This window comes from Streptomyces sp. NPDC051662, assembly GCF_040681655.1.
Classification (GTDB): Bacteria; Actinomycetota; Actinomycetes; order Streptomycetales; family Streptomycetaceae; genus Streptomyces.
This window is the reverse complement of record NZ_JBFAZD010000013.1, coordinates 147,777-161,162: the sequence shown is the minus strand read 5'-3', so window position 1 is coordinate 161,162 and position 13,386 is coordinate 147,777. Positions and strand designations below refer to the sequence as shown.

Genomic DNA, 13,386 nt, shown 5'->3' with positions numbered 1-13,386 from the left:
TCCGGTTTAAGGTCCATTTCCATGGCGTCATCGGGGACCAATTCACCGACCGATTCATCGGCCGATTCATCGACCGAGCCGTCGGCCGAGCCAGCGACCGAGCCACCGGCCTCCTTGGCGTCCGGCTCCTCGGCCGGGCCCTCTGGGGAGGGCGGGACCGCGGCGTGGGAGCTGCTGACGACGGCCGCCGCCGCGCCCGCCCGGGGCCGGGGCCGCGCGCTCCAGTCCGCGCTGCGCGCGGCCGTCCGGTCCGGGCGGCTCGGCGCCGGGACCCGGCTGCCCGCCAGCCGTGAGCTGGCCGCCGATCTGGGGGTGTCGCGCGGGCTGGTCACGGAGGCGTACGAGCAGCTCACGGCCGAGGGCTATCTGCGCAGCGGACGCGGCGCGGGTACGTGGGTGAGCGACGCGGTGCGGTCGGCCGCGCCCGAGGTCCGTGATCTCGCCCCGCGCTCGCCCGGGGCGCGGGCCGATTTCCGTCCGGGCACCCCTGATCTCTCCCTCTTCCCGCGCGCGGCCTGGGCGGCGGCGCACGCGTCCGTACTGGCGCGGCTGCCGCATCACGCGCTGGGCTATCCCGACCCGCGCGGACTGCCGGCGCTCCGTACCACGCTGGCCGCGCTGCTGGCCCGGCGGCGCGGTGTGGCGGCCGATCCCGAGCGGCTGGTGGTCTGTTCCGGGGTGGCCCAGGCGGCGACGCTGCTCGGATTCGTCCTGCGCGGGCGCGGGCTGCGTACCGTCGGCATGGAGGATCCCGGCAGTCCTGAACACGCCTCGCTATTCGCCTCGTCCGGGCTCGGGACCGTCCCCCTGCCGCTGGACGCGGAGGGGCTGGCTCCGGGGCCGCTGGCCCGTTCGGGGGTGCGTGCCGTGGTGACGACCCCCTCCCACCAGTTCCCTTCGGGGATCGCGTACTCACCGCGGCGCCGTACGGAACTCCTGGAGTGGGCGCGGTCCGTGGACGGTTTCCTTCTGGAGGACGACTACGACGGCGACTTCCGGTACGACAGGGCGCCGGTCGGCGCGCTCCAGGGACTGGACCCGGAACGCGTGGTCTATACGGGCTCGGTGAGCAAATCGCTGGCCCCCGGACTGCGGCTCGGCTGGCTGCTGGCACCGCGCGAGCTGCTGGACGAACTCGTCGAGCGCAAGCGCACCATGGATCTGGGCAATCCCTCGCTCGACCAGGCGGTGCTGGCGGAGTTCATCGAACGGGGCGGTTACGACCGTCAGTTGCGCCGCTGCCAACGCGCCTACCGGGAGCGGCGGGACGCGCTGGTCGCGGCCCTCGCCAGGCACTTCCCCGGTACGGAGGTCAGCGGGATCGCCGCGGGGCTCCATGTCATCGCCCGGCTGCCCGCGCGCCACGGCCCCGAGCCGCGGTTCCTGCGGCGGGCGGAGGAGGCGGGTATCGCGCTGCGTGCGCTGGCGGACCACGGGACGGCGCGGCCGGCGGACGGCCTGGTACGACTGGTCATCGGATACGCGCAGTTGACGCCGGGCGGGATCGAGCGGGGCGTGCGGCTGCTGGCCGAGGCCGCCCGGGACGGGTAGGGCACGTCCGGTTGTTCACCCGGGGTTCGCGCACCGGCCGCCGCCGGGCATTAGGCATGGCATGACACCCCGACGCACCATCTGTCCAGGAGACGCATCGATGTCGCACGACGCCCGTAATACCTCCCCCGCCCCCTCTTCCGCTCCGGCCGCGGACACCCCGAGAGGTCCCGGCCGCCGCGGTGTGCTGCGCGGCTCGCTCGCCGCCTCCGCCGTGCTGGCGCTGCCCGGTGCCGCGCTCGCGGGCGCGGCCCCCGCCCAGGCGCTGTCCGGCCGGCCGCGCGCCGCCTGGGGTGTACAGGCCGGCGATGTCACCTCCTCGTCCGGACTGGTGTGGGTACGGTCCGACCGGCCCGCCCGCATGATCGTGGAGACCTCGGCCACCGAATCGTTCCGCCGCGCCCGCTCCTGGCACGGTCCGCTGCTCGGCCCCGGCACCGACTTCACCGGTACGGTCCCGCTGCGCGGCCTGCCGGCCGGTGAGCGGGTGCACTACCGGGTGACCCTGGCCGACCCCCACGACCCCCGCCGTACCGGCGAGCCGGTGTACGGCACGTTCCGTACCGCGCCGGTGAGGCGCCGCCAGGGTGTGCGCTTCCTGTGGTCGGGCGATATCGCGGGGCAGGGCTGGGGCATCAACCCGGACATCGGCGGATTCACGGTGTACGACGAGATGCGCCGGCTCAACCCCGACTTCTTCCTGTGCAGCGGCGACACGATCTACGCGGACGGCCCGATCCTGCCGAGTGTCACGCTTCCCGACGGCCGTGTCTGGCGCAATATCACCACTCCGGAGAAGGCGAAGGTCGCGGAGACGCTGGACGAGTACCGGGGGAACTTCCGCTACAACCTGCTCGACGAGAACGTACGGCGCTTCAACTCCGAGGTCCCCTCGATCACTCAGTGGGACGACCACGAGGTGCGCAACAACTGGTACCCGGGCCAGATCCTGGACGATGTCCGCTACACCGAGAAGAGCGTGGACGTGCTGGCCGCCCGCGCCACGCAGGCGTTCCACGAGTACTTCCCGATCTCGGCGCCGGCGCGCGGGGAGGACCGGCGCGTCCACCGCGTGGTGAACCACGGTCCGCTGCTCGATGTGTTCGTGCTGGACATGCGGACGTACCGCAACGCCAACTCGCCCGGCCGGCAGACCGATGACACCCAGGGCATCCTGGGCGCCGAGCAGCTCGCGTGGCTCAAGCGCGAGCTGTCGCGGTCGCGCGCGGTGTGGAAGGTGATCGCCGCCGATATGCCGATCGGACTGGTCGTGCCGGACGGCTCGGCGAACATCGAGGCGATCGCCCAGGGCGACCCGGGCGCCCCGCTCGGCCGGGAACTCCAGATCGCCGAGTTGCTGCGGTACATCAAGCACCACCGGATCACCGGCACGCTGTGGCTGACGGCGGACGTGCACCACACCTCGGCGCAGCACTACACGCCGGAGCGGGCCGCCTTCAAGGACTTCGCGCCCTTCTGGGAGTTCGTCTCGGGCCCGATCGCCGCGGGCCAGTTCCCGGCCAGCAAGCTGGACGACACGTTCGGCCCCGACCGGGCCTTCGTCAAGGCGCCGCAGGGCTCGAACCTCTCCCCGATGGAGGTCCCGCCGCTCTTCGGCGAGGTGGACATCGACGGCGCCAGCGGTGAGCTGACGGTCCGGCTGCGGGAAGAGGGCGGCACGGTGCTGTTCACGAAGGTGCTCCAGCCGGGGAAGGTCGGCCAGTAGGAGCCCATCGCTCCGGCTGCCGGGGTTCCCGGCAGCCGTCCCTTACCGTCCGTCCGCCCCGGAGAACGCGCGGGGCGGACGGCTGCTCGGCCGCCGGCCATATTGCATCGCTGAAGCGATCGCTCCACGCCAAAGTTGACCAAAGATAGGCCAAAAGGAACAGATCCACACTTAACCCGTCAGTCACAAACCGTTCGTGATCACGCAACACCATTCCGTCAGAGTGAGGTCATGACCAATGTGACGTCTGCGAAGAGTGTCCGCCGCCCGCACCACTGGCGGCGTGACCTTGTTGAGCTGGCCGCCCTGTTCACCGCCGTGGCCGTCGCCGACGCCCTCGCGAATATGATCGCCCATGGACCCGACGGCGCGTTCCTGCTGGTCGCCTCCGCCGTGGCGCTGATCGCCACGGCCATGTTCCACACATGGTGGGCACGACGGCACGGTCATGCCCCTCCGCCGCCCGGGGCCCCGGCCCCCTCGGTGCCCGACGCGCGGAAGAGCACGGCCCCGTCCGAGCCGGTGGAGACGACCCTCTGGCGGACCCGGACCACCGTGCGGGACGAGCCGGGGAGTCTCGCCGCGCTGTGCGCCGCCTTCGCCGCCCGGCGGGTCGACATCCTCACCCTCCAGACCCATCCGCTGGCCGAGGGCACCGTGGACGAGTTCCTGCTGCGCGCCCCGGCCGCGCTCCAGGCGAAGGACCTCACCCGTGAGATCTCGGCCGCGGGCGGCAGCGGTACCTGGATCGAGCGCGCCGACGCGCACGATCTGGTGGACACCCCGACCCGGGTGCTCGGTCTCGCCACCCGTACCGCGCTGGACGCCGCCGAGCTGCCGCTCTCGCTGCGCCAGTTGCTCGGCCGCTGCACGATCCGCTCCCGGCCCGCCGGTTCCCTCGCCGGCCGCTCCGCCGGCGAGAACGCGCCCGTCGAAGGGGTACTGGACGGAACGGAGATGCGGCTGCACGACCCGCACGGCGGCAGCATCATCGTCGAGCGCCCCTATCTGCCCTTCACCCCGACCGAGTTCGCACGGGCCCGCGCCCTGGTCGAGCTGGACGCCCGGCTCGGTCCGCGTATCCCCCGCGGCCAGGACGTCCTCACCCTGCCCGAGGGCGAGGAAATCACCGTCCGCCGCGCCGACCGCGGCGATCTCGACGCCGCGCTCGCCATGCACGCCCGCTGCTCGGAACGGACCCTGGGCCTGCGCTACCACGGCCCGGTCGGGGACGCCGACCGCTATCTGAACCATCTGCTCAGCCCGCGCTTCGGACGTACGCTCGCGGTCGAGACCGAGTCCGGCCGGCTCGTCGCCCTCGGCCATCTGCTCTGGGACGGCGACGAGACCGAGGTGGCGCTGATCGTGGAGGACGCCTGGCAGCGGCGCGGGATCGGATCCGAGCTGCTGGGCAGGCTCGTGGCACTCGCCGTCGAGGCCCGCTGCGACAGCGTGTACGCCGTCACACAGGCGTCCAACACGGGCATGGTGGCGACCATGCGGGATCTCGGTCTGCCGCTCGACTACCAGATCGACGAGGGAACGCTGGTCATCACGGCCCGGCTGGAGCCGACGACGGCGCGGGGGCTGCCTCCGTACGGCGATTCGGAGATGTTCGGCCACGAGCAGGCCGAACGCTGAGGGCCCGGCCGGAATCGGGCGCTCCGGCGGCGCGGGTCCGGGGCGGTTCCGGGGCGTCGGCTACGTCGTGATCCGGCCAAAATCGGCCGAGGCCGGGAGGCCCCGCTCTCCTCTTGCTCCTGACCGCGCCTCCGGCGGCCGATCGGCCCGTTCGTGGCGCGGATCCGGACCTTTCCCATGGCACGGGCGCGGTTCCATGGCGCTGCTCCCCGCCATGGGCGCTGATCCGTCTCTCCGGGCCGGGCGACTGTCCGGGCCCTGCCGCGCCGCCGGACACGCGCTCGGCCGCCGGTGCCGGGACCACGTTGATCTCCGGCGAGTGGCGGTCCACCGATGTCGCCGTCATCGGCCATTCCGACCGATCCGCCGGAAACAGGGATGTGACGCGGAAGTTCTCCCTCGGCGAGGATGTCCGCATGTCAGACACCTCCGGCAGCGCGCTGCCCCGCCAGGTCGCCGACGCCTACGTCGACGCACTCATCGAACTCGATCCGATCACCGGAACCTATCTGGGCGTCGCGGAGAGCTCCCGTCGCCTGCCCGACTTCTCCCCGGCCGGACAGCAAGCACTCGCCGATCTCGGCCGGGCGACGCTCGCCCGGCTCGATGTGGCCGAAACGCTGCCGGGCGCGGACAGCGATGCCGAGCGGCGCTGCGGCCGGCTGCTGCGTGAGCGTCTGACGGCCGAACTCGCCGTCCATGACGCCGAGGAGGGGCTGCGGCTGGTCAGCAACATCCACTCGCCCGTGCACCATCTCCGCGACGCGTTCCCGCTGACCCCGGCGGAGACGGACGAGGACTGGTCGGCGATCGCCGAGCGGCTGCGGGCCGTGCCCGCCGCGCTGGCCGGATACCGGGAGTCGCTCACTCTGGGCCTGGAGCGCAAGCTGCCGGGCGGTCCCCGGGCCACCGCGACCTTCATCGGCCAGCTGACGGAGTGGGTGGGCGAGGAGCACGGCTGGTTCGAGGAGTTCGTCTCCGCCGGTCCCGACGCCCTCCGTACCGAACTGGACGCCGCCGCGCGCACCGCCACCGCCTCCCTCGCCGAGCTGCGGGACTGGATGCGCGAGGTGTACGCGCCCGCCGTCGAGGGCGCCCCTGACACCGTGGGCCGTGAGCGCTACGCCCGCTGGTCGCGGTACTTCAACGGCACCGATCTGGATCTGGACGAGGCGTACGCGTACGGCTGGTCCGAATACCACCGGCTGCGCGCCGAGATGACGACCGAGGCCGAGAAGATCCTGCCGGGCGCGGGCCCCTGGGAGGCGCTCGCCCATCTCGACGAGCACGGGAAGCACATCGAGGGGGTCGAAGAGGTCAGGGTCTGGCTCCAGGAGCTGATGGACGAGGCGATCGACGCGCTCGACGGCACCCACTTCGAACTCGCCGAGCGGGTACGGCGCGTGGAGTCCCGGATCGCCCCGCCGGGCGGCGCGGCGGCCCCGTACTACACCGGTCCCTCCGAGGACTTCTCCCGCCCGGGCCGCACCTGGCTGCCGACCATGGGCGAGACGCGCTTCCCGGTGTACGACCTGGTGTCGACCTGGTACCACGAGGGCGTTCCCGGCCATCATCTGCAGATCGCGCAGTGGACCCATGTCGCCGATCAGCTCTCCCGCTACCAGGCCTCGGTCGGCCAGGTCAGCGCCAACGCGGAGGGCTGGGCGCTCTACGCGGAGCGGCTCATGGACGAGCTGGGCTTCCTGCCCGACGCGGAGCGCAGGCTCGGTTACCTGGACGCGCAGATGATGCGCGCCTGCCGGGTGATCGTGGACATCGGTATGCATCTGGAGCTGGAGATCCCGGCGGACTCGCCGTTCCACCCGGGCGAGCGCTGGACCCCTGAGCTGGCGCAGGAGTTCTTCGGGAATCACAGCGGCCGTCCCGCGGACTTCGTGGAGAGCGAGCTGATCCGCTATCTGTCGATGCCCGCCCAGGCGATCGGCTACAAGCTGGGCGAGCGTGCCTGGCTGCTCGGCAGGGAGAACGCCCGCCGGGCGCACGGCGACGCGTTCGACGCGAAGGCGTGGCACATGGCGGCGCTGTCGCAGGGCTCGCTGGGCCTCGACGATCTGGTGGACGAGCTGTCGAAGCTCTGACCCCGCCCCCTTCCGGTACGGAGTGGCCACGGGGTGGCTACATGTCGCCACGGGGTGGCCGGGCTCAGCCGAGAGGCATGAGCCCGGCCATGGTGGACGTGGCGGCCGTTGTCCACGCGGCTCTCTCCTCAGGGAGACACCCGGGTCCCCTGTCGGATCGCCGAGCCGTGGCGGTCCTTGACGATCTCCAGTTGGGTGGGGATACGGCGGCGCAGATCGGCGACATGGCTGACGATGCCGACGCTCCGGTCGCGCTCCCGGAGCGAGTCCAGGACGTCCAGGACCTCGTCCAGTGTCTGATCGTCCAGGCTGCCGAAGCCCTCGTCGATGAAGAGGGTGTCCAGCCGTACGCCGCCCGCCTCGTCGGTGACGACGTCCGCGAGGCCGAGCGCGAGAGCGAGGGACGCGAAGAAGGTCTCGCCGCCGGAGAGTGTCGAGGTGTCGCGCGCGCTGCCGGTCCAGGCGTCGATGACCTGGAGCCCGAGCCCGGAGCGCCGCTGGCCGCCCGTTCTGGCGTCGGAGTGGACCAGGGCGTAGCGGCCTGAGGACATGCGCTGGAGCCGTACGGTGGCCGCCGCCGCGACCTGTTCGAGGCGGGCGGCCAGGACGTAGGACTCCAGGCGCATCCTGCGTTCGTTGTCGGTGGAGGTGCCCGCGGTGAGACCGGCGAGACGGGCCACCCTGTCGTACTCCTCGCGCACCGGGCCGAGTGCGCGTACCTCGGCCTCGGCAAGCCGGGAGAGTCTGCCCAGCTCGGCGCGGCGGCCCCGGGCGGTGGTGGCGGCGGACGACGCGTCGCGCAGGGCGCGTTCGGCGGCGTTGTGGGCGGCTGCCGCGGCCTCCGTCCTGGCGGGCGGATGAGCCGCGGTGGCCCGGGTCTCCGGTTCCGCGAGCCGGTCGGCGACCGCGGCGGCCTCGGCCCGCCAGTCGTCCAGCCGGTGCTGGAGCGTCCGCCGGTCGATGTCGGTGAGCAGGGCGTCCGCGGCGGCCTCCGGGGTGTCGAAACCGGCCCGGAAGGCGGCGCCGGCCACCCGGCCGTCGGCCTCCTTGAGCCGGAGCGCGGTGGTCTCGACGGCGCGTACCGCCTCGGCGGCCCCGGCGAGCCGGCCGGCCCGGTCCGCCAGCTGCGCGGCGCGCTCGGCGACGCTGTCCGCGGCTCCCCGGGCGCGGCTCAACTCGGCCCGCAGCGTGCTCTGTTCGCGTTCGAGGGCGTCGCGTCGCGAGGTACGGGCGGCGACGCGTCGCTCGGCCTCGCGCTGCGCGGTGAACCGGCCCTCGTACTCGCGCTCGGCGCGGCCCAGGGCCTCGCGGGCCGCGTGTGTACCCGCGGCGACCCGGCGGGCCTCGGTGTGTTCCCGGTCCAACCGCTCGGTGAGCGTGGCGAGTTCCGCGACGCTCGACTCACCGGCCGCGGCGCCGGCCGCCGCGTGCCGTTCCCGTATCGCCGCGTGTTCGCGCTCGGCGCGCCCACGGGCCTCGTCGGCGCGCCGGTACGCCGCCAGCGCGGCCTCCTCCGCGGCGGGGTCGACATGGCCGTCGGTGGCCGGCGCGGGGCCGGGGTGCTCGGCGGAGCCGCAGACCGCACAGGGCTCGCCGTCGACGAGCCGGGCGGCCAGCTCGGCGGCCATGCCGGCCAGCCGTCGGCCGCGCAGGTCGAGCCAGTGCTCATGTGCCGTATTGGTGTGTTCCCTGGCCGAGTTGAGCAGTTGCCCGGCCTCCGAGCTCGCCGCTTCGAGGCTGTCGCGCCGCCGGGCCGCTTCGAGCCTCTGACGCGCGGGGTCGAGCTGCCCGGCGAGCTGTTCCGCGTGGGTCGCCGCCTCCTGCGCGGCCTCGACCCGGTCCTGGAGGACGCCGCGCCGGTACTCCCACCCGGCCAGCCAGTCGGCCGCTTCCTGAAGGACCTCGTCGTCGGCCCGCGCCTGCCGGTCCAGGTCGGCGCGCTCGGCGGTGATCTCGGTGTCCCGGTGCTCGGCGCGCCGGGCGGCGTCGAGCGCGCCCAGCTCCTGGCGTACGTTCCCTTCCAACGCGGCGAGTTGTTCCGCTCCGGCGTCCGTGAGACCGGCGGGCAGCAGGGTGCGGGCGTGCTCGTACTCGGCGGTGGCGGCGCGGTGCGCCCGTTCCGCGTCGGCGCGCAGCGAGAGCGCCGGTGCGACCAGCTCCGCCTGGTGGGAACGCTCCAGCCGGGCCCGCACCCGATCGTGCTCGGGGCGCTGTTCCTCCAGCGCCTCGGCGCGGCGCCGCGTCTGCGCGGACCGCTCCTGAAGCGCGGCCAGTTCCCGCTGGGCGTCCAGCGCGCGCCGGGCGGCCATGGCGCGGCTCTCTGCGGCGGACAGGGCGGATTCCGTGATGTCGGACCACTCATGGGCGCCGCCGCGGACGACCGCCGCCCACTCCAGGACGGCCGGGGCGAACCCGGCGTCGCCCGGCCGGAGTTCGGGCAGCGGCGGCGTCGTACGGTCGCCGGAGGAGGACGCCGTACGGCTGCCGGACGGGGACGCCGTACGGTCGCCCGCCTCCTGGGCGAGGCGCTGCGCGACAGCGAGAAGCCGGTCGTCACCCGCGCGTACCCGGTGCTCGGCGGCGCGCCGCAGTTCGGCGAGGCGCTCCTCGACCGCGGCGAACCTGCGGGTGTCGAAGAGCTTGCCGAGGAGTTTGCCGCGCGCCTCCGCGTCCGCGCGCAGAAAGCGGGCGAAGTCGCCCTGTGGCAACAGCACCACCTGGCAGAACTGATCCCTGCTCATCCCGAGCAGTTGGCCGATCTCCTCGCCGATCTCCTGGTGGGAGCGGCTCAGCGCCCGCCATGTACCGCTCTCCGCGTCGTACTCGCGCAGCCAACTCTGCGCCTTCTCGGTGGTGAACCCCTTCGTCCGCTTCTTCGGCCGGAGCTGCGCGGGCCGCCGGACGATCTCCAGCCGACGGCCGCCCACGGTCAGATCGAGGCCGATCTCGGTGGGGGTTCCGACGGGCGCGTGATCACTGCGGAGAGTGGCCCCGGGGCTCTGGCGGGCGCCCGGCACGGCGCCGTACAGCGCGTAGCAGACCGCGTCGAGTACCGAGGTCTTCCCGGCGCCGGTCGGGCCGTGCAGCAGAAAGAGCCCGGCGGCGCAGAGCGCGTCGAAGTCCACTTCCTCGGTGGTGGCGAAGGGCCCGAAGGCGGTGATGGTCAGCCGGTGCAGCCTCACGGGGTCTCCTCGCGTACCGCCGACTCGACCCGCACATCCTCGAACGCGGCCCGCAGCAGGCCGCGTTCGGGTTCGTCGGGCCCGGATCCACCCCGTACGTGCGCGATGAAGTCCTCCGCGATCTGCTGGTCGGTACGGCCCGCGAGGCGCTGGGCATAGGAGGAGAGCGGGTCGTCGTCGCCCCGCTCCGGATCGAAGACAAGGCTGAGTGTGTACGGGAAGCGCCCGGTGAGCCGGGCCATGGGCTCGGCGGGACGTACCGGATCGGTCAGGGTCGCCTCGACCCAGGACAACTCATGGCGGGCGAACCGGGGTTCATCGAGCAGTTCGTCGAGCGTGCCCCGGATCCTGGCCAGGGCGCGTGGCACAGGACAGTCGATCCGCTCCGCCTCGATCTCGCCCCGCTGCCCCAGCTCCACCAGCCACATCGTCTTGCGGTGCGTGGTCTCCGAGAAGGAGTACGCGAGCGGCGAGCCCGCGTAGCGGACGCGTTCGGTAAGGGTCTGGGCGCCGTGCAGATGTCCCAGGGCGACATAGTCGACACCGTCGAAGATTCCGGTGGGCACGGCCGCCACACCGCCGACAGTGATGTCCCGTTCGCTGTCGCTGGGCGCGCCGCCCGCGACGAACGCGTGCGCGAGGACGACCGAGCGGGTGCCTGCGGCACGTCCCGCGAGATCCGTCCGTACTCGCTCCATCGCGGCGCCGAGCACCGTCTCGTGGTGGGCGTGGGCGACCTTGAACTCGTCCCGTACCAGGGCCGGTTCGAGATAGGGCAGGCCGTAGAAGGCCACCTCGCCGTGCGCGTCCTCCAGCAGGACGGGGGTGGCGCAGCCGGCCGGGTCGGTCCGCAGATGGATCCCGGCGCGCTCGACCAGGCCCGCGAGGACGCCGAGCCGGCGGGCCGAGTCATGGTTCCCGGAGATCATCACGGTCGGTACGCCGGCATCGGCGAGACGGTGCAGGGCCCGGTCGAACAACTCCACCGCGCTGAGCGGGGGTACGGCCCGGTCGTAGACATCGCCTGCGACGACGACCGCGTCCACGGCACGGTCCCGGGCCGTGGCCACGAGATGGTCGAGGAACGCGGCCTGGGCGTCGAGCATGCTCACACGGTGGAACGACCGTCCGAGATGCCAGTCCGACGTGTGCAGAATCCTCAAGACCGGCCCTCCATGGGGCGGCGGATGTGGGGCATATCAGGCACACCGCACACGTCACGTACATCGTCGGGGTCGCGTACCGCGCTCATGTCTCGCACGTCACGTACGTCACGTACGTCACGTACGTCACGTACGTCGCACACGTCAGGCAAAGGTCTCCCCGCCCAGCTCCAGCACGGCGGTCCCTGCCGTCGTATCGGCCAACCACGCCCGGAACGCCGGTATCTCCGAGTCCGGCAGGCCGATCTCGATCGTCACCGCCTCGGCGTACCTCACATCACGCACCGCACGCCCGGTCGCTCGCAGATCGTTCTCCAGCCGGCCCGCGCGCTGGTGGTCGACGGTGACGGTCGCCAGTCGGAAGCGCTGCCGGGTGAGGGTCCCGACGGCGTCCAGGGCCTCGCCGACCACTCCCCCGTAGGCCCTGATCAGACCGCCCGCGCCGAGTTTGACCCCGCCGTAGTAGCGGGTCACGACCGCGGCGGTGTAGCGCACCTCGCGTCGCGTCAGCATCTGGAGCATCGGCGCCCCCGCCGTACCGCCCGGCTCACCGTCGTCACTGGCCTTCTGTACGGAGGCGTCGGCGCCGATCACATACGCGAAGCAGTTGTGCGTGGCCGTCGGGTGCTCCTCGCGGATCCGCGCGACGAACTCCCGCGCCTCCTCCTCCGTCGCCACGGGCGCCAGCGCGCAGATGAAGCGCGACCGGTTGATCTCGGTCTCGTGGACGCCCGCGCGGGCGACGGTCCGGTACTGCTCCTGCATCCCCCCACCCTATGCGGCCCTCTAGGGGGTGATCACACCGCGCACACGACGGTCGCCCCCGCGGCGATCGCGAGCACCGCCGCGGAGATGATCAGGAACCGGAGATTGCCCAGATTGACGGTCCAGCCGATCCCCACGCGCCGGGGCACGAGGACGGCGGGATCGTCGGCGTTGACGTAGACGGTGCCGACGCCGTACCAGTGGCGGTCGTCGTCTCGCGGCACCAGACCGGTGCCCTCGTCCGAGCCGTCGAAGCCACCCGGGCCGTTGCGGATGAGCGGCACGGTCGCGGCGACGGACGCGAGCAGCGGCCCGCCGATGACCAGGGACAGCACGGCGCCGGTGCGGTTGTCGCTCCACATCATCCCGGACAGCCCGAGCAGCATGAGGTTCAGCAGCGCGGCGATACCCAGCAGACAGCGTGCCGTGAGACCGAGGTAGCGGCGGTGCCGGGCGGCGCTGCTCCGGGGCCGCGAGACATCCAGGTCGGCGCGGGCGCGCAGGACGGCGGCGAGGGTCCCGATGACCACGGCGGTCAGCAGGATCTGCGCGAAGACCGGGCTGAACACGGTCCAGAAGGTGGTGGTGATCTCCCGGTACACGGTCCCGCTCGACGTGCGCTCCGGCAGCGCCATCGTCTCGGGCAGCCGCGGATGGACGATCGCACCGGCGACGGCGGTCACGAGGATCACCATGAGCGAGGGGATCGTCCATACCCAGGGGAGCCGTACGGGATCGGTGCGCAGGGAGGTGTCCGTCACCACGCCCTGTCGTACGTGCTTGTACCAGTCGCCCCGCTCCTTCGCGCGGGCGAGGGCGCGGTGCGCGCTCAGCCACAGCGCGGCGGCGATCACACAGAGCACGAGCGCCGCGACGCCGCCGACCGCGACGGTGTCCAGCACGGCGCCGATGACGAGGGCGGCCACGGTGACAACGAGGGTGGCCGGCAGCAACAGAGCGCGGTAGCGCCGGCGTTGTTCGCTCACTTCGGGGGCGTCCGCCTTGTCGGGCGGCACCCGTACGCCGAAGGGAACCGCGTGGGCGTTGAGCGCCGGGCTCGGCGCGGCGTAGAGGGTGGCCCCCAGGACCAGCGGGATGCCGGAGTTGACGAGCAGGCTGACAAGCACGGTGTTCACCCGATCCAATCTCTCGTGAGCGACGGGGCGCGGCCGGGCGAGGTACGGCCCCGAGGCGCCGGACGACGCCGGACCACGCCGGACCACGGGTTCACGCCGGGGCACGCCGCTCCACGCCGGGGC

Annotated in this window: 8 protein-coding genes; 4 read left to right on the top strand and 4 right to left on the bottom strand. The window is 72.8% G+C overall.

Features of this window, described 5'->3' with window-relative positions; genetic code table 11:
- Nucleotides 1-21: 21 nt before the first annotated feature.
- The 4 genes from AB0M67_RS22860 to AB0M67_RS22845 all read left to right on the top strand — a co-directional run bounded on the left by AB0M67_RS22860 (nt 22) and on the right by AB0M67_RS22845 (nt 7,017).
- Nucleotides 22-1,551 (top strand): PLP-dependent aminotransferase family protein, encoded by a 1,530-nt coding sequence (locus AB0M67_RS22860; RefSeq protein WP_365748110.1) that lies wholly within the window; start codon nt 22-24, stop codon nt 1,549-1,551.
- Between the two features lie 100 nt (nt 1,552-1,651).
- Nucleotides 1,652-3,277 (top strand): alkaline phosphatase D family protein, encoded by a 1,626-nt coding sequence (locus AB0M67_RS22855; protein ID WP_365748108.1) that lies wholly within the window; start codon nt 1,652-1,654, stop codon nt 3,275-3,277.
- Nucleotides 3,278-3,508: 231 nt separating this feature from the next.
- On the top strand, nt 3,509-4,918 hold the full coding sequence (locus AB0M67_RS22850; protein ID WP_365748107.1) for a GNAT family N-acetyltransferase: 1,410 nt from the start codon (nt 3,509-3,511) through the stop codon (nt 4,916-4,918).
- A gap of 416 nt (nt 4,919-5,334) precedes the next feature.
- Entirely contained in the window at nt 5,335-7,017 is a 1,683-nt protein-coding gene (locus AB0M67_RS22845) for a DUF885 domain-containing protein (RefSeq protein ID WP_365748105.1), read from the top strand.
- A 128-nt stretch (nt 7,018-7,145) separates the two neighbouring features.
- On the opposite strand, the gene AB0M67_RS22840 is transcribed toward AB0M67_RS22845, so the two are convergent.
- The 4 genes from AB0M67_RS22840 to AB0M67_RS22825 all read right to left on the bottom strand — a co-directional run bounded on the left by AB0M67_RS22840 (nt 7,146) and on the right by AB0M67_RS22825 (nt 13,263).
- Nucleotides 7,146-10,199, bottom strand: coding sequence for an SMC family ATPase (locus AB0M67_RS22840; RefSeq protein WP_365748104.1), 3,054 nt, complete (start codon nt 10,197-10,199; stop codon nt 7,146-7,148).
- Nucleotides 10,196-11,362, bottom strand: coding sequence for an exonuclease SbcCD subunit D (locus AB0M67_RS22835; RefSeq protein WP_365748102.1), 1,167 nt, complete (start codon nt 11,360-11,362; stop codon nt 10,196-10,198). Before AB0M67_RS22835 ends, AB0M67_RS22840 begins: the two co-directional genes overlap by 4 nt.
- Nucleotides 11,363-11,506: 144 nt before the next feature.
- The gene (locus tag AB0M67_RS22830; protein ID WP_365748100.1) at nt 11,507-12,127 is read right to left on the bottom strand and encodes a YigZ family protein; all 621 of its coding nucleotides are present in this window, start codon (nt 12,125-12,127) and stop codon (nt 11,507-11,509) included.
- Between the two features lie 32 nt (nt 12,128-12,159).
- Nucleotides 12,160-13,263 carry a DUF5808 domain-containing protein gene (locus AB0M67_RS22825; protein ID WP_365748098.1) on the bottom strand — a complete coding sequence of 368 codons (1,104 nt, stop codon included), beginning with the start codon at nt 13,261-13,263 and terminating at the stop codon, nt 12,160-12,162.
- Nucleotides 13,264-13,386 lie beyond the last annotated feature (123 nt).